General features: G+C 40.3%; 16 protein-coding genes and 1 tRNA gene. 8 read left to right on the top strand and 9 right to left on the bottom strand.

All coding sequences use genetic code 11. The features are described from left to right. The first annotated feature begins 319 nt into the window (after positions 1-319). From LPH68_RS06335 to LPH68_RS06325, 3 genes are read left to right on the top strand one after another with little or no spacing between them, the layout of a single operon-like run. The gene (locus LPH68_RS06335) at positions 320-1,471 is read left to right on the top strand and encodes an NEW3 domain-containing protein (RefSeq protein ID WP_004314353.1); all 1,152 of its coding nucleotides are present in this window, start codon (positions 320-322) and stop codon (positions 1,469-1,471) included. Between the two features lie 3 nt (positions 1,472-1,474). Further along, entirely contained in the window at positions 1,475-2,218 is a 744-nt protein-coding gene (locus LPH68_RS06330; protein WP_004314352.1) for an ABC transporter ATP-binding protein, read from the top strand. Further along, on the top strand, positions 2,211-3,167 hold the full coding sequence (locus LPH68_RS06325) for an ABC transporter permease (protein WP_007752792.1): 957 nt from the start codon (positions 2,211-2,213) through the stop codon (positions 3,165-3,167). Before LPH68_RS06330 ends, LPH68_RS06325 begins: the two co-directional genes overlap by 8 nt. 131 nt (positions 3,168-3,298) lie before the next feature. Here the strand turns inward: LPH68_RS06325 and LPH68_RS06320 are convergent, their stop codons facing one another. The 4 genes from LPH68_RS06320 to LPH68_RS06305 form a co-directional block, all read right to left on the bottom strand. Beyond that, positions 3,299-4,573, bottom strand: coding sequence for a cell wall metabolism sensor histidine kinase WalK (locus LPH68_RS06320; RefSeq protein WP_230296883.1), 1,275 nt, complete (start codon positions 4,571-4,573; stop codon positions 3,299-3,301). 20 nt (positions 4,574-4,593) lie between these two features. After that, on the bottom strand, positions 4,594-5,271 hold the full coding sequence (locus tag LPH68_RS06315; protein ID WP_007752797.1) for a response regulator transcription factor: 678 nt from the start codon (positions 5,269-5,271) through the stop codon (positions 4,594-4,596). A gap of 211 nt (positions 5,272-5,482) precedes the next feature. After that, positions 5,483-6,976: a proline--tRNA ligase gene (gene proS / locus LPH68_RS06310; RefSeq protein WP_120068437.1), complete on the bottom strand. Its 1,494-nt coding sequence runs from the start codon at positions 6,974-6,976 to the stop codon at positions 5,483-5,485. A gap of 206 nt (positions 6,977-7,182) precedes the next feature. Next, positions 7,183-7,255, bottom strand: a tRNA-Gly gene (locus LPH68_RS06305). A 231-nt stretch (positions 7,256-7,486) separates the two neighbouring features. Between LPH68_RS06305 and LPH68_RS06300 the strand changes: the two genes are divergently transcribed. The 5 genes from LPH68_RS06300 to LPH68_RS06280 all read left to right on the top strand — a co-directional run bounded on the left by LPH68_RS06300 (position 7,487) and on the right by LPH68_RS06280 (position 16,485). Continuing rightward, positions 7,487-8,899, top strand: a complete 1,413-nt coding sequence (locus LPH68_RS06300; RefSeq protein WP_117808861.1) for a TolC family protein — start codon at positions 7,487-7,489, stop codon at positions 8,897-8,899. Positions 8,900-8,905: 6 nt separating this feature from the next. Further along, positions 8,906-9,892: an HlyD family secretion protein gene (locus tag LPH68_RS06295; RefSeq protein WP_120068441.1), complete on the top strand. Its 987-nt coding sequence runs from the start codon at positions 8,906-8,908 to the stop codon at positions 9,890-9,892. Between the two features lie 22 nt (positions 9,893-9,914). Further along, entirely contained in the window at positions 9,915-11,099 is a 1,185-nt protein-coding gene (locus LPH68_RS06290) for an ABC transporter permease (protein ID WP_120068445.1), read from the top strand. Next, positions 11,083-12,267, top strand: coding sequence for an ABC transporter permease (locus LPH68_RS06285; protein ID WP_151923134.1), 1,185 nt, complete (start codon positions 11,083-11,085; stop codon positions 12,265-12,267). Before LPH68_RS06290 ends, LPH68_RS06285 begins: the two co-directional genes overlap by 17 nt. Before the next feature lie 228 nt (positions 12,268-12,495). Beyond that, complete coding sequence (locus LPH68_RS06280) at positions 12,496-16,485, top strand: two-component regulator propeller domain-containing protein (protein WP_151923133.1); 3,990 nt, start codon at positions 12,496-12,498, stop codon at positions 16,483-16,485. A gap of 125 nt (positions 16,486-16,610) precedes the next feature. On the opposite strand, the gene LPH68_RS06275 is transcribed toward LPH68_RS06280, so the two are convergent. From LPH68_RS06275 to LPH68_RS06255, 5 genes are all read right to left on the bottom strand, one after another. Further along, positions 16,611-18,500 carry a TonB-dependent receptor gene (locus LPH68_RS06275; protein WP_192923076.1) on the bottom strand — a complete coding sequence of 630 codons (1,890 nt, stop codon included), beginning with the start codon at positions 18,498-18,500 and terminating at the stop codon, positions 16,611-16,613. Positions 18,501-18,530: 30 nt separating this feature from the next. Next, complete coding sequence (locus LPH68_RS06270; RefSeq protein ID WP_120068456.1) at positions 18,531-18,950, bottom strand: DUF1893 domain-containing protein; 420 nt, start codon at positions 18,948-18,950, stop codon at positions 18,531-18,533. A gap of 8 nt (positions 18,951-18,958) precedes the next feature. Beyond that, positions 18,959-20,362 (bottom strand): aldo/keto reductase, encoded by a 1,404-nt coding sequence (locus tag LPH68_RS06265; protein WP_151923132.1) that lies wholly within the window; start codon positions 20,360-20,362, stop codon positions 18,959-18,961. 19 nt (positions 20,363-20,381) lie between these two features. Beyond that, positions 20,382-21,890: a 4Fe-4S binding protein gene (locus LPH68_RS06260; protein ID WP_120068459.1), complete on the bottom strand. Its 1,509-nt coding sequence runs from the start codon at positions 21,888-21,890 to the stop codon at positions 20,382-20,384. Between the two features lie 189 nt (positions 21,891-22,079). Beyond that, the gene (locus LPH68_RS06255) at positions 22,080-22,550 is read right to left on the bottom strand and encodes an MBL fold metallo-hydrolase (RefSeq protein WP_151923131.1); all 471 of its coding nucleotides are present in this window, start codon (positions 22,548-22,550) and stop codon (positions 22,080-22,082) included. Between the last annotated feature and the right edge of the window lie 61 nt (positions 22,551-22,611).

Genomic DNA, 22,611 nt, shown 5'->3' with positions numbered 1-22,611 from the left:
AATCGTTGTTTTTTAAATATTGGTTTTTACTACTATTATTAATTTCGCATTGCAAAGATGAAAGGAGAATCTGAAAAGATTTGGGAATTTTGAGAATTATCGAAAAAAATCTCATAAAAATATAGTGACGCTATCCTGTTAACATAGCGTCACTATCTATAAAGGATACCGTCACCATCCCATAAGGATAGCGTCACTATAATTTCTTCCTGAAATTAGATTCTTTAGGATTCTTTTAAAACTACTAATATACACATCGTTTATTTTTGCACACACGAATTTGACGATATTCATATTAAATAACCATAAGAACTTTTTTATGACTATGAGAACAAATTATTTTTTATTATTAGCTATTCTATTGGGGGTTATTCCCATGAGTTACACACACGCCAATGATTCAATACCGAAAAGCGTGATTCTGTACACACCTTACACAAAAATCTCCGTATCGCCCGGAGCGTCAATTGATTACAGTATTGATCTTATCAACAACACGGACCAATTGACGAATGCGAATCTTTCTGTCAGCGGATTATCCGCCAGTTGGAAACACGAAATGAAATCCGGTGGCTGGAGTCTTAGCCAGTTGTCGGTACTTCCCAAAGAGAAAAAGACTTTTAATTTAAAAGTCGAAGTTCCATTAAAAGTGAATAAAGGCAATTATCATTTTGTGGTATATGCCGGAAACGCTAAACTTCCCTTGAATGTGGTGGTTGCCCAAAAAGGAACGTACCAAACCGAATTTACTACTGACCAGCCCAACATGCAGGGAAATTCGAAGTCAACCTTCACTTTCAGTGCTACTTTAAAGAATCAGACCGCCGATCAGCAACTATATGCTTTGATGGCTAATGCCCCCAGAGGGTGGAATGTCGTTTTTAAACCGAACTACAAACAAGCCACTTCTGCACAAGTAGAGGCAAACAGTACACAAAATGTAAGTATAGATATTACCCCTCCTGCCAATGTAGAAGCCGGTAGCTATAAAATTCCGGTACGTGCTGCTACAGGTACAACTTCTGCCGAATTGGAACTGGAGGTAGTTGTCACTGGTTCTTATCAAATGGAACTGACTACTCCTCGCGGATTATTGAGCACAGATGTCACAGCTGGTGATGTGAAGAAATTAGAGCTGGAAGTAAGAAACACCGGTTCTTCATTACTGAAAGACATTCAGTTGTCTGCCAATAAACCTGCAGACTGGGAAGTTACTTTTGAACCTTCAAAGGTTGACGCATTAAAAGCTGGAGAGACATCAACGGTAATGGCTACTTTGAAAGCTTCTAAAAAAGCGCTGCCCGGGGACTATGTGACTACTATCATGGCTAAAACTCCTGAAGTAAATGCCGATGCGCAGTTCAGAATTGCGGTAAAAACTCCGATGATATGGGGATGGGTAGGTGTGCTTATCATCATTGCTACTATCGGTGTGGTTTACTATCTGTTCCGTAAATATGGAAGGAGGTAAATGATGGGCGAACAAGTGATCGTACTTACCGATTTGACCAAACAATATGGTAATTTCACTGCTGTAGATCATATTCGCCTGAATATCCGGAAAGGGGAAATCTTCGGATTGCTGGGACCGAATGGTGCCGGAAAATCAACTACTATCTTAATGATGCTAGGGTTGACGGAGCCTACTTCGGGAACAGTTGAAATCTGTGGAATAAATTCTACCACTCATCCTATTGAAGTAAAAAGGAGGATAGGTTATTTGCCTGAAGATGTAGGATTTTATGATGATATGACAGGACCGGAGAACTTGATCTATACAGCGCGATTAAATGGTATTCCTGATAAGGAGGCGAAAACCAAAGCTATGGAACTGATGAAGCGGGTAGGCCTTGAAGAACAGTTAACCAAAAAGACCGGAAAATATTCTCGTGGTATGAGACAGCGGTTGGGATTGGCTGATGTGCTTATTAAAAATCCGGAGATTATTATCCTCGATGAACCGACTTCAGGAATTGACCCGGCTGGTGTTCAGGAGTTTATCGAACTGATTCGCTGGTTGAGTAAGGAAGAGGGGTTGACTGTACTTTTCTCTTCCCATCACTTGGATCAGGTACAGAAAGTATGCGACCGGGTTGGTTTGTTTAGTAATGGCCAATTACTTGCGTTGATCGATATGGCAGAACTGAAAGACAAGAAACAGGAATTGTCTGATATTTATAACCATTATTTTGAGGAAGGAGGAGAAAGACATGAATAAAGTCAATCATCCTTTTTGGGTGATCGTCAACAAGGAAATTTCCGACCATGTCAAAAGTTGGCGGTTCATTATATTAATAGGTATTATAGCGCTTACCTGCATGGGATCGCTATATACAGCACTCACAAATATTGGTGAAGCTATCAAGCCTAATGATCCGGACGGCTCGTTTTTATTTTTGAAGTTGTTTACGGTTTCAGATGGGACTCTCCCCTCTTTTGTACTGTTTATTAACTTCTTAGGACCTTTATTAGGAATCGCCTTAGGATTTGACGCAGTCAATTCCGAACAAAATAAAGGAACATTGAGCCGTATGCTGTCCCAGCCTATTCATCGTGATTGCATTATCAACGCGAAGTTTGTGGCTGCTCTAATTGTAATAGGTATCATGCTGTTTGTATTGGGCTTTTTGGTAATGGGCTGTGGATTGATTGCCATTGGCATTCCTCCTACAGCAGAAGAGTTTTGGCGAATTGTTTTCTTCATCATTACCAGTATCTTTTATGTAGCATTTTGGCTGAATTTAGCTATTTTGTTTTCACTTCGTTTTCGTCAGGCAGCGACTTCTGCATTGGCATCGGTGGCTGTTTGGTTGTTCTTTAGCGTATTCTATACCATGATTGTTAATTTGGTGGCAAAAGGTTTGAGTCCGTCACAGATGGCGTCGCCTTATCAGATTATCAGTTATCAAAAGTTTATTTTGGGATTGATGCGTTTGGCACCGAGTGAATTGTTTAATGAAGCTACCACTACATTATTGATGCCTTCTGTTAGAAGTTTGGGACCATTGACTATGGAACAGGTTCAGGGAGCTATTCCCAGTCCGCTTCCGTTGGGACAAAGTCTTTTAGTCGTATGGCCGCAACTGACGGGACTGATTGCAGCAACAGTTATCTGTTTCGCTATCTCTTATATCATGTTTATGAGGAGAGAAATACGATCCCGATAACTGACTCACCATAAAAGACGCAAAGGACACAGAGAAATAAGTTAAATGAATACAGCTGATAGATCAGATGATGATTACCGATCGGTTATTCACTTTTTACTCCGTGTCCTTTGTGTTTTCTGAATAAAAAATTATTGTCTGGAAATCTCGAAGCAGTGCTCTTTCTGTTCGAAGTAATATCTTATACTCAAGTGTTGCAAACGACAGATAGAATCGGCTATTGCTAGTCCCAGACCTGTAGATCCTTCCTTTTTAGTTCCTTGATAGAAACGTTCGAAGATATGTTCCTTATCCAACGGATTTTTTACTCCTGAATTTCGGAAAGTAATACTGTTTTTGGTGACAGTGATCCGGATATGTCCCCCGTCAATGTTATGTACAAATGCATTTTTTAGGAGATTCGTGAGTAAAGCAACAGCCAGAGATTCGTTTATTGTCACATTGAAAATGTCCTGTTCATCGATAGTTACTTCTATGTTACGATAGTCGTAAACTTCTTCGTAATCTTGCAGATATTGTTTGAGAAGTCCATTTAGTTCCAATTGCTTGGTATCCGTAAACTGGCCATTGTCAATTTTAGTAAGCAATAGTAGAGATTTGTTTAATTTAGTGATGTATTCTAAAGTCTGGTGGGTTTTCATCAGCTCTTCCAGTTGTTTTTCTGATAACGAATCATCTTCCATCAACATTTCCAATCGGTTACGACAGATAGCAAGTGGAGTTTGTATCTCATGTGAAGCATTTCCGATAAATTGTTTTTGTTGTTCGAACATCTGCTCCGTACGTTCTACATAACGAATAGCAGCCTCATTTAATTTTCGGAATTCCGTGATTTGGGTTTCGTTACTCAACGGCTTATTCTTTTTTCCTGTTTGATAACCGTCCAGCCAATGAAGAAGCACATAGAGCGGTCGCATATTCCGATAGAACACCCATACGGAAATGATAATAATGCAGAATAACAGAGCTACATACAAAAATATAATCCATACTTGGATGGCATCTCTCAAATCATCTTTTTCAATGCTGGGAATTGATACTGTCAGTTCGTGGTATCGTCCTTCATCGTCTTTAAAGATAGTAGTAAGAATACGTGCCGGTTCGGTTTCCTCTTTTTCTTCAATATATACCATAGAGTCTTTATATTGAATATCCTCCCGGCTTTCTGCATATTCTTTGCTTACTTCCATCATATAATATTGATTGTTGGAGCCGTTGGTTTTAGAAGGTAGCTCCTCTCCTGCCAATGCCCGGATAATGATGGTTTCCGAATAATCTTCCAGAGCGTCATCCACTTCATCGTTGACTTCATCAATCATCGTAACATAAAAAAAGATAGCCCAGACCGTCAGTATGAAGGTCAAAGCAAGCGTAATACGAAGAATGATGTAATATATTAATTTCATGGACAATATTCTCTTTTTTTTTATTCTACTACCATTTTATACCCAAACCCATAGACCGCTTTGATTTCAATATTTGCACCCGAATCTTTGAGCTTTTTGCGAAGATTCTTAATCTGTGCATATATGAAGTCAAAATTGTCAACCTGGTCAATATGATCTCCCCATACTGATTCGGCCAAAGTGTTTTTATTGATTAATCTTCCGGGACGATTGATAAAATATAACAGGATGTCATACTCTTTTCTATTTAGCTCCACTTCCTGATCGTTGACAAATACACGATATTTATCCGGTTCTATTCGTACATTACCTTGGCGGATATCAATTTCTCCGTCATGCTGATGACGGCGAATCACGCTTTTAATTCGTGCATTTAGTTCAACCAAATGAAATGGTTTTGGCAAATAATCGTCTGCTCCCAGTTCTAGTCCCAAAACTTTGTCTTCCAAGGAGTCCTTTGCGGAAATAATAATTACGTTCTCCCGTTTATGGAGAGCTTTCAGTCGTTCAAGAAGATCAAGTCCGCTTCCGTCCGGTAGCATGATGTCCAATAAGATACAATCATAGTCGTAGTCTTCAACTTTGCGTAGAGCAGAATTAAAGTCACTGGCTGTTTCCACAACGTAACGTTCTTTTTCAAGTGAACATTGAATCAGTTCTCTTAAAGAGGGTTCGTCTTCTACAATCAATATCTTCATAACTTTGTCTCCTTTCTTTTTTACAGCTACAAAGAAAAGGGATATTTCTGAAATAAAACTGAAATGGATTGAAAAAAGAGTTTGAAATAACTATTGAATGTCCTATGAACTATTAGGACAGGTCACAAATAATATAATATGGATGGAAAAAGAAAAGGATGAAAGCGATTGAATCGTTTCCATCCTTTTTATAATTATGTGTGATTTCTATTTAATAAGAACGTGCAAATATCACGCGGCAAGCAGATGGTTTGCCTGTTACCATACATTTACCCGGTTCCTTGTCTCCCGGAACAAATGAATCGAACGGAATACAACGAATGGTTGCTTTGGTTTCTTCCTTAATCTTTTCTTCTGTTTCAGTAGTTCCGTCCCAATGAGCCAGAATAAATCCACCTTCTTCGATTTTTTCTTTAAATTCGTCGTAGGTATCTACTGTTGTAATCTTGGAGTTACGGTAGTCCAATGCTTTCTTGTAGATATTAGCCTGCATTTCTTCAAGCAAGTTCTGAACATACATTTCAATGCCTTCACAAGTAACTGTTTCTTTTTCCAGTGTATCACGGCGCATCACTTCCATGGTGTTGTTTTCAAGGTCGCGACCACCCATAACCAAACGAACAGGTACACCTTTCAATTCATAGTCGGCGAATTTAAAGCCTGGACGTTTATTATCTGCATTGTCATATTTAACAGAGATACCTAATGCTTTCAGTTTCGCTACAATGCCTTCTACTTTAGCATCGATTTGTTTCAGTTGTTCGTCATTCTTATAGATAGGAACGATCACTACCTGAATCGGAGCCAAATGCGGAGGTAATACCAATCCGTTATCATCCGAGTGAGTCATAATCAATGCCCCCATCAAACGGGTAGAAACGCCCCATGAAGTAGCCCAAACATACTCCAACTTGTTTTCTTTATTAACAAATTGAACATCGAATGCTTTTGCAAAGTTTTGTCCCAGGAAGTGGGAGGTACCACTCTGCAACGCTTTTCCATCCTGCATCATGGCTTCAATTGTATATGTATCAAGTGCGCCGGCAAAACGTTCGTTGGCTGATTTTACTCCCTTTACAACAGGAACGGCCATATATTTTTCTGCAAATTCACCATATACATTCAGCATTCTGATTGCTTCTTCCTCCGCTTCCTCACGAGTAGCATGAGCAGTATGGCCTTCTTGCCACAGAAATTCAGCAGTACGCAGGAAAAGGCGTGTACGCATTTCCCAACGGAAAACGTTAGCCCACTGATTGCAAAGAATAGGCAGGTCACGGTAAGATTGAATCCAGTTCTTATAAGTATTCCAGATGATTGTTTCTGATGTCGGACGGATAATTAATTCCTCTTCCAATTTAGCTGCAGGATCTACTACAACTCCTGAACCGTCTTCTGCATTCTTCAAGCGATAATGCGTTACAACGGCACACTCTTTAGCAAAACCTTCTACGTGTTCAGCTTCGCGGCTTAAGAATGATTTCGGGATTAATAACGGGAAGTATGCGTTTACATGTCCTGTTTCTTTGAACATATCATCCAATTGACGTTGCATTTTTTCCCAGATGGCGTATCCGTAAGGCTTAATCACCATACATCCGCGCACAGCAGACTGTTCTGCCAAGTCAGCTTTTACCACCAAATCGTTGTACCACTGTGAGTAGTTTTCACTACGTTTGGTAAGGTCTTTCAGTTCTTTTGCCATTATATTTTTCTATTTAAAGTTTTCTTGAGTGTTAAAACAGGGTGCAAAAATACGAAAAATGCATGAATTGCCCTATTCTTCATGCATTAATTTTCTAAAGTCATGTTTTGTTTCTTTTCCTCTATAATATGTATTTCAATAGAAAAGGGGCTTGGAAATAAAAAAATCAGGCAGTGTATTTAAGTTAACTGTCTGATTTTCAAAAGAGCGGTAAACGAGGCTCGAACTCGCGACCCCCAGCTTGGGAAGCTAGTGCTCTACCAACTGAGCTATTACCGCATATTTACTGTGTTTCCCGACTTAAAAGCCTTATGAAACGGTGATGCAAAGGTAAACATAATTTTTATATCTCAAATAAAATCACAGAAATTTTAATGAAAGAAAAAAGTAATGTCAAAGTTGCTTTTACTCTTTTGTTTTGATGAAAAAAGGACTGGAACTGAAAGAGCGTGAACAAACCTCTCTTTTCATCTGTTAGAATATCTCGAAATCAGATATAACCTAACCAGTATGAAAAAAAATAAGCGACTTTTTATACTATTGACTTTGTATTTCTCCATCAGTCAGATAGATGCACAGACACCATTAAGTTTTGAAGAATCACTGCATCTGCTGAATCAGGGAAATCAGAGTTTGAAAATTGCAGATAAGAGTATTGAGATTGCGAAGGCTGAACGTGATAAACTGAATGCTTTCTGGTATCCCAGTCTTCAGTCTACGGGTGCGTTTGTGCACATGTCGGAGAAGATTGAAGTAAAACAGCCCCTATCGCAGTTTACTGATCCGGCTAAAGACTTTGTACATTCCATTATTCCGGATGATCAGGTCATTTCATCCATACTAGATCAAATTGGAGCCAACACACTGGTGTTTCCCCTGACTCCCAGAAACCTGACTACTGTTGATTTATCAGCCGAGTGGGTGCTCTTTTCCGGTGGTAAACGTTTTCGTGCCACCAATATCGGAAGAACGATGGTCGACTTGGCACGAGAAAGTCGGGCACAGGTATCGGCTAACCAGCAAAACCTGTTGGTTGAAAGTTATTATGGGCTTCGGCTGGCACAACAAATAGTAACTGTTCGTGAAGAAACTTATAACGGATTGAAGAAACATTATGAAAATGCCTTGAAATTAGAGGCAGCAGGAATGATTGACAAAGCAGGCAGACTTTTTGCCCAAGTAAATATGGACGAAGCCAAACGTGCATTGGAAGCTGCGCGGAAAGAAGAAACAGTAGTGCAAAGTGCTTTAAAAGTCTTGCTAAATAAAAAGGATACAGATGCTAATATCATTCCTACCTCTCCCCTTTTTATGAATGATTCACTACCACCTAAAATGCTTTTTGATCTTTCTGTAAACAGCGGAAACTATACGCTCAATCAATTACAGTTACAGCAACATATTGCCAAACAAGAAGTACGGATTGCTCAAAGCGGGTATCTGCCGAATATAGCCCTTTTCGGAAAACAGACCTTGTATTCGCATGGTATTCAGAGTAATTTGTTGCCACGTACCATGATAGGTATTGGTTTTACATGGAATCTCTTTGACGGACTGGATCGGGAGAAGAAAGTACGGCAATCGAAATTGACGGAACAAACACTGGCTTTGGGACAGATGAAGGCTCGCGACGATTTGGCTGTTGGTGTAGATAAACTTTATACGCAGTTGGAAAAGGCACAGGATAATGTAAAAGCTCTAAATGCAACAATTGCTTTAAGCGAAGAACTGGTTCGTATCCGAAAGAAATCTTTCACAGAAGGGATGGCAACCTCTACCGAGGTTATTGATGCTGAAACCATGCTTGCCAGTGTAAGAGTAGCTCGTTTGGCAGCGTATTATGAATATGATGTGGCACTTATAAATCTACTCTCGCTTTGTGGCACACCGGAACAATTTGCAAACTATCAACCTAAACCGTAACAAATAATGAAACCAACTAGTAAAACCCTATCATGGGCTTTTGTTATCATCCTTTTGGCGGTCGGTATTTTTACCGGCTTGGGAGTTATACTAATGCATAAACAACAGCTAGTTCTGCAAGGACAGGCTGAAGCAACAGAAATCCGTATCAGTGGAAAACTTCCCGGTCGTATCGATACTTTCTTCGTTCAGGAAGGCGATTGGGTACACCAAGGAGATACTCTTGTCGTTATTAATAGCCCTGAAATATATGCCAAGTATCAACAAGTGAATGCATTGGAACAAGTAGCGGTACAGCAAAACAAGAAAATAGATGCCGGAACCCGTCGTCAGATTGTGGCTACTGCATTGCAGTTGTGGAATAAAACGAAGAGTGACCTAACTCTCGCTCAAACAACCTACAACCGTATTCTCACTTTATATAAAGACAGTGTTGTCACTTCTCAAAGGAAGGATGAAGTAGAAGCGATGTATAAAGCGGCTGTAGCAGCCGAACGCGCTGCATACGAGCAGTATCAGATGGCTGTAGACGGTGCACAGAAAGAAGATAAAGCATCAGCTGCCAGTATGGTGGATGCTGCACGAAGCACGGTGGATGAAGTTTCGGCTTTATTGGTCGACTCCCGGTTGACAGCTCCGGAAAACGGACAGATAGCAACGATCTTTCCTAAACGTGGAGAATTGGTTGCACCGGGAACTCCCATTATGAACTTGGTGGTTATGGATGATATACATGTCGTTCTTAACGTACGGGAAGATCTGATGCCACAGTTTAAAATGGACGGAACATTCGTTGCAGATGTACCCGCCATCGGTAAAGAAAATATAGAGTTCAAAATCTATTATATAAGTCCGTTAGGCAGTTTTGCGACCTGGAAATCAACCAAGCAGACCGGAAGTTATGACTTACGTACATTTGAGATTCATGCGCGTCCTACTCAAAAAGTGGATGATTTGCGTCCCGGTATGTCCGTGTTATTGACTTTAGACTAATTGACATCAAATAAACCAGCGAATGGATGAATCACAAACATACTCCCCTTTTCGTTCCGTATTGTTAAGAGAATGGCAGCGAATGACTTCGCGGCGCCTTTATTTTGGCGTCTGCATTGTTTTGCCGTTGTTCACCCTTTTCTTTATGGCTACGATTTTTGGCAACGGACAGATGGAAAATATTCCTATCGGTATTGTCGATCAGGATAACACTGCTACTTCCCGGACTATTGCCAGGAATATCTCTGCCGTACCGACTTTTAAAGTGACAAAGCATTTTGCAGATGAAGCGGCTGCCCGTGAATCTGTACAAAAGAAAGAGATTTATGGTTATCTTTCCATACCTCCCCAATTTGAGCAAGATGCTATCACCGGAAAGAATGCAACACTCTCCTACTATTATCACTATGCATTATTGTCGGTAGGCGGTGAGCTGATGGCGGCATTCGAAACATCATTAGCTCCGGTGGCTCTTTCCCCTGTGGTGATGCAAGCCGTGGCTCTCGGAGTAGAACAAAATCAGATTACCACCTTTTTATTACCAGTGCAGGCTAATAACCATCCGATATATAATCCAAGTTTGGATTATTCGGTATATTTGAGTCAGCCCTTTTTCTTTGTTTTGTTTCAGGTCTTGATCTTGTTGATTACTGTCTATACGGTCGGTATTGAAATTAAGTTCCGTACAGCAAATGATTGGTTGACGACTGCTAAAGGCAATATAGTAACTGCTGTTTTGGGTAAGTTATTGCCTTATACCATTATATATATATTGATAGGGTGGTTAGCTAATTATGTCATGTTCGGTATCCTGCATATCCCTTTTCAAGGGAGTTGGTGGTTAATGAATATCATGACCGTGCTTTTCATCATTGCGACGCAGGCTTTAGGGCTGTTTTTATTCTCGCTGTTTCCGGCAATTTCGTTGGTGATAAGCGTAGTCTCTATGGTAGGTTCTCTGGGGGCTACCTTGTCCGGGGTGACCTTTCCGGTTCCCAATATGTATCCGTTGGTGAGGGATGCTTCCTATTTGTTTCCTGTCCGCCATTTTACGGAGATGATGCAAACCATGCTTTATGGAGGCGGTGGTTTTATCCATCTTTGGCCGTCGGCTGTGATACTCTGTATCTTTCCGTTGTTGGCCCTATTGTTGCTTCCCCATTTAAAACGAGCTATAGAAAGTCATAAGTATGAAAAAATTAAGTAAGTTACAACAGTTATCATTCATCATTCGTCGTGAATTTCTAGCTATCAGTACCAGTTATGCAGTTCTGCTTGTGTTGATGGGAGGAATCTTTGTCTACGGATTACTCTACAATTATATGTATGCACCGAATATTGTAACCGATGTTCCTGTTGCCGTAGTCGATAATTCGCATAGTGAATTAAGTCGTGACTTTATCCGTTGGCTGGATGCTACTCCCCAAGCAGAGATTTATAGCCAGGCGATGGACTATCACGAAGCAAAAGAATGGATGAAAGAAGGCAAAGTACAGGGAATACTCTATCTGCCTCATGATTTTGAGAAGCGAGTGTTCCGGGGAGATGAAGCCGTATTTTCTCTTTATGCAACTACGGATGCTTTCCTGTATTTCGAGGCTTTGCAGGGGGCTTCATCGCGTGTCATGCTGGCTATTAATGATAAATACAGGCCTGATGTAGCTGTATTTCTTCCGCCTCAAGGATTGCTTGCCGTAACTATGGCAAAACCGATCAATGTAATAGGAACTGCACTTTATAATTATACAGAAGGCTATGGCTCTTATCTTATTCCCGCAGTTATGATGATTATAATCTTCCAGACTTTATTGATGGTTATTGGTATGGTGACCGGAGAAGAGCACAGCAACAGAGGAATCCGCGCTTACACTCCTTTTGGATATGGCTGGGGAGTTGCCATTCGTATAGTGGCGGGAAAAACATCCGTATACTGTGCTCTTTATGCTATCTTTGCTTTCTTTCTATTAGGCTTGCTCCCCCACTTTTTCAGTATCCCTAATATTGGAAACGGACTATACATTGTATTATTATTGATTCCATACCTGATGGCGACCTCTTTTCTGGGGTTGGCAGCTTCCAGATATTTTACGGATTCAGAAGCTCCCCTACTCATGATCGCCTTCTTCTCTGTAGGATTAATCTTTCTTTCCGGGGTTTCCTATCCGATGGAACTAATGCCCTGGTATTGGAAAGCTGCACATTACATTCTTCCCGCTGCACCAGGCACACTTGCTTTTGTGAAATTGAATTCTATGGGAGCCAGTATGGCGGATATCAGACCGGAATATATAACCCTTTGGATACAAGTACTTATTTATTTTATAGTAAGTATATGGGTTTACAAGAAGAAACTGAAATCTGATCCGATTCGTTAAATTAACGAAAATAGAATATACGCTAATTATGACAGAAGTTTAAAGAATACCTTCAGATAAATCAACTTCTCAAAGTGAATAATCAACTTTGGAAATAAAAATGTTTCTAAATGAATATTTTCTTGTAGAATCTCTCCTTTTTCTTTGCATTTTTCATTGCTTTTGTCTAGTTTCGTTAATTGTTATATTTATATGATTGCTAGAAGTAGTTTAAAAACAACTGTTTATATGAAATACATTATATATATTCTCCTCTTTTTTCCTATTTGGGTTACAGCACAAACATACAAATATATAGGAATAGAAAATGGTTTGAGCAATCGCCGGATATTCAATATTCAGAAAGATACACAAGGGTACATGTGGTTTCTCACCAATGAAGGAATGGATCGTTATAACGGTAAAGATATAAAACACTATAAATTAAATAAAGAAGCTAGTACTTTAGATGCTCCTGTACGTTTGGGATGGTTGTATACAGGTCCACAAATTGGTATATGGGTGATCGGTAAGCAGGGACGGGTTTTTCGATATGAAGCAAACGAAGATGATTTCAGAATGGTATATAAACTACCGGATATTTCTGAAACAATTAGTTGTGGCTATTTGGATCGGAATAATAACATTTGGCTATGTTGTAAGGATTCTATATTACTATATAATATAAATGATGCTCACATTCTTCAATTTTCCAATATACTACATAGTAATATCACAGCGATAGAACAAATAGACGAACAACATTTCTTTATAGCAACAGAGCTAGGCGTTCGATATGTTAAACTGGAGAATGGCATTTTGGAGACTATTCCTGTTAAAACACTGGATTATTTTCATGCGCAAGTAAGTGAATTATATTTTCATAAGCAATTAAAAAGACTATTTATCGGTTCATTTGAAAGAGGAGTTTTTGTGTATGACATGAATACACAGGAGATTATGCGACCGGAAGCTGATCTTAGTGACGTAAATATAGCTCGCATCAGCCCGTTGAATGAAACGGAGTTACTGATTGCAACAGAAGGAATGGGAGTATATAAGGTTAATGCAAATACTTGTGAACTGGAACATTACATTATTGCTAATTATCAAAGTTATAATGAAATGAATGGGAATAATATCAATGATGTATTTGTGGATGAAGAAAAACGGATATGGCTTGCTAACTATCCCACAGGGATTACGGTGATTGATAATCGCTATGAGAATTATCATTGGATGAAACACGCTATGGGCAATGTCCAATCATTAATCAATGATCAGGTACAAGCAGTCATTGAAGACCATGAAGGTGACTTGTGGTTTGGAACTAGTAATGGTATTAGTCTTTATAATTCAAAAACAGGTCAGTGGCATTCATTCCTAAGTTCTTTTAATCAGCAACTAAAAGACAAGAATCATATTTTTATTACTCTATGTGAAGTGTCTCCCGGCATTATATGGGCAGGAGGATATACTTCCGGTATTTATAAAATAAATAAAAATACTCTATCAGTTGAATACTTCTCTCCTTACCTGCTTTCTCACGTCAATATGCGTCCGGATAAATATATTCGTGATATAGTTAAAGATTCAAGAGGGTATATCTGGTCGGGAGGATATTATAATCTAAAATGTTTTGATCTGGAGACTAACACTACACGTCTATATTCAGGATTGAATTCCATTACGTCCATTGTTGAAAAAGACAAAGATAATATGTGGATTGGGACTGCTATCGGATTGTATTTATTAAATCGAAATACTGGTGAATATCAGTATATTGAAATGGAGGTAGGGATTACTTATATCAATACGCTTTATCAGGCAGATAATGGGTTGTTATATATCGGGACAAATGGTATGGGAGTATTTATCTATCATCCTCAAGATAAAACTTTCGAGCATTACTTTTCTGATAACTCTGCATTAGTTTCAAACAGAATATTTACAATATTGCCGGAAGTAGATGGACGTATAATGATGAGTACGGAGAATGGAATAACCTGTTTTCATACTAAAGAAAAGATATTTCGTAATTGGACCAAAGGAGAAGGATTGCTACCTTCATATTTTAATGCAGCAGCAGGAACGGTGCGTAAAAATAAAAACTTTGTATTCGGTAGTACGGATGGAGCAATTGAACTTCCGGTGAATGTGAAATTTCCGGATTATAAGTTCTCCAGATTGATATTCAGCGACTTCCATCTTTCTTATCAACCTGTTTATCCGGGTGTCAAGGGTTCCCCTTTACAGAAGAGTATTGATGAGACAGATGTATTAGAGCTGGCATATGATGAGAATACGTTTTCATTTGAAGTTTCTACAATCAATTATGATTCTCCCGGAAGTGCACTATACTCATGGAAATTAGAAGGGTTTTATGAAAAATGGACTCAACCGGGAGCAAATAATTTGATTCGTTTCACCAATTTGCCTCCGGGTAAATATACCCTTCATGTGCGTGCAGTATCCAGAGAAGAACATGACATTGTTTTTCAGGAACGTACTATGAAAGTTATCATCACACAGCCTTTTTGGTCGAGTTGGTGGGCTATCCTGTGTTATATCCTGTTGGTAATCGGAGGATCTTATTTCGTTCTGCGGGTGATAAATCTAAGAAAGCAAAAGAATATATCTGATGAAAAAACGCAGTTCTTCATTAATACGGCGCATGATATACGTACTCCATTAACTTTGATAAAAGCACCTTTGGAGGAATTGTTGGAAGAAGAGTCGCTTACCGACAATGGAATCACTCGTACGAACATTGCATTGAGGAATGTAGAAGTACTTTTACGACTGGTCAGCAATCTGATTAATTTTGAACGAACGGATGTATATTCCTCTAAAATGAGTGTTTCCGAGTATGAGTTGAATACCTATATGAATGAGATATATGATACATTTTCTTCTTATGCAGCCATCAGGCGCATTGAATATACATACGAGAGTACTTTCAGCTATATGAATGTATCGTTTGATAAGGAGAAGATGGATTCTATTTTGAAGAATATAATATCAAACTCGCTAAAATATACTCCGGAAAATGGCAAGGTCAGCATTTCCGTATCTGATACGAATGATTCATGGAAAGTGATAATCAAGGATACAGGTATAGGTATTCCTGCCAGTGAACAAAGTAAGTTGTTCAAGCTTCATTTCCGTGCCAGCAATGCTATTAACTCTAAAGTGACGGGTAGTGGTATCGGATTAATGCTGGTAGGAAAACTGGTCAGCCTTCATGGAGGTAAAATTAGTGTAGATAGTGTTGAACATCAAGGTACGACAATCAAAATTGTTTTTCCGAAAAAGAATAAGACTTCTCAAAATATCAGTGACGAAGCACCTTCTAAATTTGAGGCGTTGGCTCCTGTACTGCCCGCTCCGAATGTACCAGCAAAGACAACCGCTACGATAGATAATCCAAATTTACGACGGATTCTTGTTGTAGAAGACAATGATGAGCTACGCTCCTATCTGGTCAGTTCATTATCTTCTATATATAATGTACAAGCTTGCGCTAACGGAAAGGAAGCGTTGATTATTATCAAAGAATATTGGCCGGAACTGGTTCTTTCTGATATCATGATGCCGGAGATGCGGGGAGATGAATTGTGTGTTGCTATCAAAAGTGATATTGAGATTTCACATATTCCTGTGTTGTTGCTCACTGCTTTGGGAGAAGAAAACAATATTCTGGATGGACTGTCGATTGGTGCGGACGAATATCTCATCAAACCTTTCAGTGTGAAAATATTACGGGCGAATATCGCTAATCTGTTGGCAAACCGGGAACTGTTGCGCATGAGATATGCCAATCTGGATATAGAAGCGAAATCAATGGTTCCATCTGCAAACGGTACTAACAGCCTCGATTGGAAGTTTATATCAAGTGTAAAGAAAATCGTGGATGAGAATATAAACAACCCTGAATTTTCCGTTAATGTGCTCTGTGAATCAAGTGGCATGAGCCGTACCAGTTTCTATTGTAAATTGAAAGCATTGACGGGACAGTCTCCGACAGAGTTTATTCGGGTGATGCGTTTGAAACGTGCTACCGAGTTATTGAAAGAGGGTGAATATGCCATTAATGAAATTTCAGACATGGTTGGATTCTCTGAAACTAAATATTTCCGGGAAGTATTCAAAAAATACTATAAGATGAGTCCGAGCAGGTATGCTAAAGGAGGAGGTAATCCCACTGCTGCTGATATGGAAGATGACGACGAAGATTGATAAATAGAAAAATAGATGAATAAGTCCTATTATTATAATATGTTCTCCCCTGCTATAAATATCTTTAGCAGAGGAGAACTTTCTTTTTCAAGACTTATTGTTCTGATTTTGGAAAAGTGGGATATTTAAAAGTTCAAATTAATACCACCCATAAACGTAGCTTTCGGCATGGGATAACCTGCATTTATTTCATAGCGTTGCGCCAACAGGTTTTCTCCTTTCACAAAGAGATTAGCGAAACGACAGAGACGATAATTTCCCCGAAGGTTCCATAAGACAAAACTATCTTGTTGCTCGTTGTTTAGTATTACAGAGGTATAAAGCCCCTTTACATATTGTATACCTGTTGATACACTCCAACGTCCGGAAGTATAATCTACTCCTGCGTACAATTTATGCTCGGGAGCGGCAAGAACAGGATTTTCCATGTGAAGCCAGCTATAATTGGCATTGACATTCCAATGTGAATTCATGCGATAACCAATGTTGGTTTCCAACCCCCAGTTTTCTATTTCACCGGAATTGATATTCAATGGAGGAACCAAACCGTTCGACATAATCACATTATCCCCATTGATATAATAAAGGTTGACTCCGTAGGATAACGCGCCCTCCAACAGACGTTGTGAGTATGAAAGTTCGTAACTTATCAGTTTCTCCGGTTTTAGTTCCGGGTTGGCAGGAGGAAACATATACATTTCACGAATCGTCGGATTGCGGTAGCCTTTGCTAACCATTGCTTTAAGTTCTCCATGCTTCGGCAAATGAAAGGCCAACCCACCTTGTGGAATCCATTCAGTACCTACATGCGAATGATGGTCTACACGAATACCTGCATCCAATGAGAACCAGCTATTGATATCCTGACGGAAATCAACGTATCCGGCAAACTCATCCATTTGCTTGTCTACTCCCGGAGTATGTTCACCTGTAGCTACAACCTTGTTCCACGATTCACCTCCGAAGTGCTGATAATCCAGTCCTACGGTCAAACGGTTGCCGGTAAAGAGAGTGGCACTTTGATACCATGACACACCCAGCATCTTATCTTTGGAGTTGAAATGTGACTTTTGCGGTTCTTTTCCTATCTGATAACCATCATTGATTTTATGCCGTCCCCAGTTATAGAAAAAGCTCAAAGCACCCGAAGTCTTCTCGTAATGATTCTCTAAAGCAAATGATGTCATTCCGCGAGTGATACGGGAATCGTTGTCGATCAATGGTACTTGAATAGTTCCCGGATTGGAAGCATTAAAATGAGTTACGTTTACATCTCCCCACACCTTCCAGAAAGAGTTGATGTCATAGCCTAACTTTGCATATCCACCGTATTGCTCGAATTTCATATCAGGGCGATGTCCGTCCGTACGATTATAAGAGCCGGTTACGACACTACTGAAACGTCCCTTTTTGACACGGTTTGAAAATTCAGTCTGTAATGTGTTGTATGAACCATAGCCCACTTGCATATTCGTATTTACTCCATCTTCCTGTTGCTTGCGGGTGACAATATTAATCACTCCACCCATTGCATTCGAACCATAAAGCACGGATGCGGGGCCTCGTAACACTTCTACTTTTTCTGCCATCATCGATTGATAAGCATCCGCTATCGGATGTCCCATCAACCCCATGTACTGCGGATGCCCGTCAATCAATACCAATAATCCCGCTGTCGGACTACCACCGATACCGCGCAGGCTCATACCTCCCGCAGCTCCGCCGGATACACCATATCCCATGACGCCACGACTGGTAGTGAATAATCCCGGCACCTGCTCCGTCAATAACGGTAACAGAGAAGGTTCATATCTTTTCTCAATCTGTTGCCTACTGACTACGGAAATAGTCATCGGAAGATGACGTACATCTGTCTCATTACGTGTCCCGGTGACTACAACTTCATCGATCATATAATTTCTTCCGGCCTGTGTACTGTCTCTTTTAGTTTGTGCCATTCCCGAGAGGGAAAGCAAAATACCGAACAGGAATAAACAAGCTGTATTTCTTCTCATACTTTATTTCGTGTTTCAGTTATCTCTTTCTTACTTTCTACTTCTAATTTTTTCCAGGAAATCGCGGATCAGCGGTAATATTTCTTCTGCTGATTCCACTTCGCTACACATGGTTTCTACTGGACATCCTCCTGTACGGTCGCGGTTCCAGATAAAAGCAACTTCCTGCGCAAAATCGACTTTCACATCTGATTTCCGGAATAGCTCCAAAGCCTTGGTACTGATAATATCCGTATATAATTCTTCTATACCACCCAGAATCATCAGGGCGGCAGCTCCCTTGCCAACCACTTTGTCGGCAACCAAAGCTCCTTTAAGAAACTCCGGTTCCTGTGTTAGCAAATCATAGAGATCGGCTACGCCACGTTGAGTGAAAGTGCGGATTTTTCCTCCGTTGGCAATGGTACAGGAATATCCTCCTGTATGTAATAGATTGATTAATTCTTCCATCGTTTCTTTTATAAAGTACCTTGTTTCAATTGTTCTACAAACTGGTCTATCCGGTGCAGTTCTTTCAGAATATCAATGTTTTGCGGGCAATGAGCCACACACTGATTACAACCGATGCAATGGCTTGCCTGACGAAGTTTGGGCACGCTACGGTCATATCCGACAAGAAAAGCGCGTCGGGCTTTCGCATAATTTTCATCCTGTCCGCTTCTGGCGACATTACCTTCATTGACACAACGGTTGTAATGCAACAATACGGCAGGTATATCCAGCCCATACGGACATGGCATACAGTATTTGCAGTCGTTACAAGGGATAGTAGGATATTTCAGCATTAATTGTGCCGTTTCTTCGAGGAATTCTTTTTCTTCATCTGTCAATGGTTCCAAAGGAGAATAAGTGCGGAGATTATCCTGCAGATGCTCCATGTAAGTCATACCACTTAATACAGTCAGAATATCCGGGAATGAACCGGCAAAACGGAAAGCCCAGGAAGCGACACTGCTTTCCGGACGACGTTGTTTGAGCCGTGCCACCAGATTATCGTTCAACTTGGATAGACGTCCTCCCAAAAGTGGTTCCATAATGATGGCAGGAATCCCCCGTTTGGCCAGTTCGCCATAGAGGTATTCCGCATCCGTATTTCGAGTATTGGTCTCTTTAGCATGTTTCCAGTCTACATAATTGAGTTGTATCTGTACAAAATCCCATTTAAATTCATCGTGTCGTGAGAGCAGATAATCATATACTTCAATATCGCCATGGTAAGAAAATCCGAGATTCCGGATACGTCCGGCTTCACGTTCTTTAACCAGAAAATCAAGTATTCCGTTATCCAGGTATCGTCCTTTAAGGGCTTCCATTCCTCCCATGCCGATGCCGTGGAGCAACATATAATCAATGTAGTCGACTTGTAGCTCCGCAAACGATTTGTGGTACATCTTGAGCGAGGCTTCGCGAGACCACGTATCAGGAGAGAAATTAGACAATTTGGTAGCGATGTAATATTTATCACGGGGATGACGACTCAATGCAATACCTGTTGCCTTTTCGGAAAATCCTTGTACATACGCCGGAGATGTATCGAAATAGTTTACTCCGTGAGCGATTGCATAATCTATCAATCCATTGACGGCATCCTGGTCGATAACTTCACCATTACCATCGGGAGCAGATTTGAGCGGCCAACGCATACAACCATATCCCAAAAGTGAAACACGGTCACCGGTGGTTGGAGATGTGCGGTAAGTCATTTTATCGGTGGGCACCTCTCCTTCTCCTGTTGCGCTACTTGAAGAAGTAGTCCCCTTTGAAGAGCATCCGTATAGCAACCCGGTCGATGTGGCTGCGCTGATACCTACAATCTTAATGAAATCTCTTCTATTTATATCTTTCTTATTTTTTTCTTCCATAATCTTATACTGATTTAGATCAAATAATTCTGTGCATCTGGTGTCCGCTCACATAAATGGCGCTGAAAGGACGGGACGGACAAAGGTTTTCACACGCTCCGCAACCAATGCATTTTTCTACATTCACTACCGGAATTTTTAGAGAATCCGCTTTGTCAGGATCGGAAGCCACCATTTGTATGGCACCTGTCGGGCAATGGCGGGCACAGTTGCCACACTCCATTCCATCCGTCAAAGGCACACAGTTCTCTTTAATCCATACGGCATGTCCGATCTGAATAGCCGATTTCTCGGCAAGACTGGTCAGATGAATAGCACCTGCCGGACAAACCTCCGAACATTTGGTACATTCAGGGCGACAATATCCGCGTTCATACGACATTTCCGGTTGCATCAATGTCATCAGATTGTCTGAAGGACGCAACACTTGGTTGGGGCAAACAGATACACATAATTGGCAGGCCGTACAATGTTGAGTGAAATTACGTGCGCTTAATGCGCCGGGAGGATAAATCGGATTTTCTCTGTTCGGGATCTTCTTATCCTCAATAGTGGCTAACCCGCCGTCCACTTTCTTTTCCTGTGCTTTCAGGACAGAAGTTGTCGCAAAGATTGCTGATGCCGAAAGGAAGCTACGGCGGGCATTATCAATCTGTTCGGTAGTGACAGCCTTTGCTTTCATATCTTCACTTGTAGCAGTTTCGTTTTTAGGTTTCCGTCGAGTGTATTTAATGGCTCCATGCTTACACTTTCCAATGCAATCCATACAAGCCACACAACGACTATAATCAATTTCATGAGCTTTTGAATTGATACACGATGCTTTGCAATTACGGGCACATAAACCGCAACTATTACATTTGGAAGTATCAATCACCGGTTTGAATATCGCATATTTGGATATAAATCCCAATACAGTACCCACCGGACAGATGGTATTGCAATACGTTCGTCCATTACGCCACGCCAGAATGAAAAGGACAATGAGAGTGACAACGGCAATAATCAGTGTTGAAAGGCTCTTCATCCATACATCTACCTCATAAAAAGCATAACTATCCATTCGTTCGGCAAAGTACGCCAACAGGTTGTTTCCCCATTGCCATACCGGCGCGAAAAGGCTGGAAGCTATCCGTCCATAAGCACTATACGGAGCCAGTAAGATAGCCAAAGAATTCAGCCCTGCAACCATCATGATAATGAACATTCCTAAAACGCCATACCGCAACCATTTCATTGCCGATGAATAGCGGAACCGGTTTTTCTTTTGTTTACCGGATATCCACGAAACGATGTCCTGAAACACTCCCAACGGACAGATAACGGAGCAATAGATACGCCCGAACAGGAATGTAAGCACAATTAAAAACAATACGACACCTATATTCAAGGCTAATAAAGCCGGCAGAAATTGAATTTTCGCCAACCATCCGAACCATGTGTGCAATATACCCGTAAAGTCGAGAAAAAGCAGGGTAATAAGCGTAAAGCACACAATGGCGGCTGAAAGTCTGATAGTACGTAGCATAAACTTTTTTAATTTTCAATTTATAGTAGTTATCTCTAAATGTCCAAAACAGTCAGGATTGAACCATCTGTATTTCAACGTTGCAAATTTAATCAGTGAAATTTGTTTTTCAACTATACAGATTACAGAATGTTTTACCAATTTTACTGATAAATAGAAAAGAAACGTTTAACCGTATTAGGTGAAGAGCTATTTTTCTAATGTCACGACCTCTCCGATCTCCGGAATCAATACATTGAGGTAATCTTTATTCTTCATCTCTTCTGCATTCTTCAAAGGCTCGTCCCAACGATGTTTGGCTAACGCATATTTAGAATGATGTACGGTCAGGACTTTCTTCGCTTTTAAGTCTCTGGCTGTCTGCGCCATATATTGGGGCATGAGGTGAATTAAGCTCCACTCTTTGTCGTATTGCCCGTTTTCGAGGATTGCAAGGTCGATATTGGGGAAGCGGTTGCCTATTTCCGCATAATGTGTATCATACCCTCCGTCTCTATAATTAGGAGATTTCATGACTCTCTCCAGCCGTTCCCCGCGAGGAGTTCTGCCGAAGCTGGGTTGATTGATAAAAACAACGACTGACACAGCCAGCAACGCTATTACAGCTAATATACATCCTACAATCATACGTGTTCTGAATTTCTTGAATATGATACGCATATAATTAATGACTAAATTATTTCACGCAGCAAATATACAGGTATTCAGAGAGCCCGTTAGT

The sequence above is a fragment of the Bacteroides sp. 1_1_30 genome, from assembly GCF_020982715.1.
GTDB classification, from domain to species: Bacteria; Bacteroidota; Bacteroidia; order Bacteroidales; family Bacteroidaceae; genus Bacteroides; species Bacteroides xylanisolvens.
This window is presented reverse-complemented; position numbering and strand designations above follow the sequence as displayed.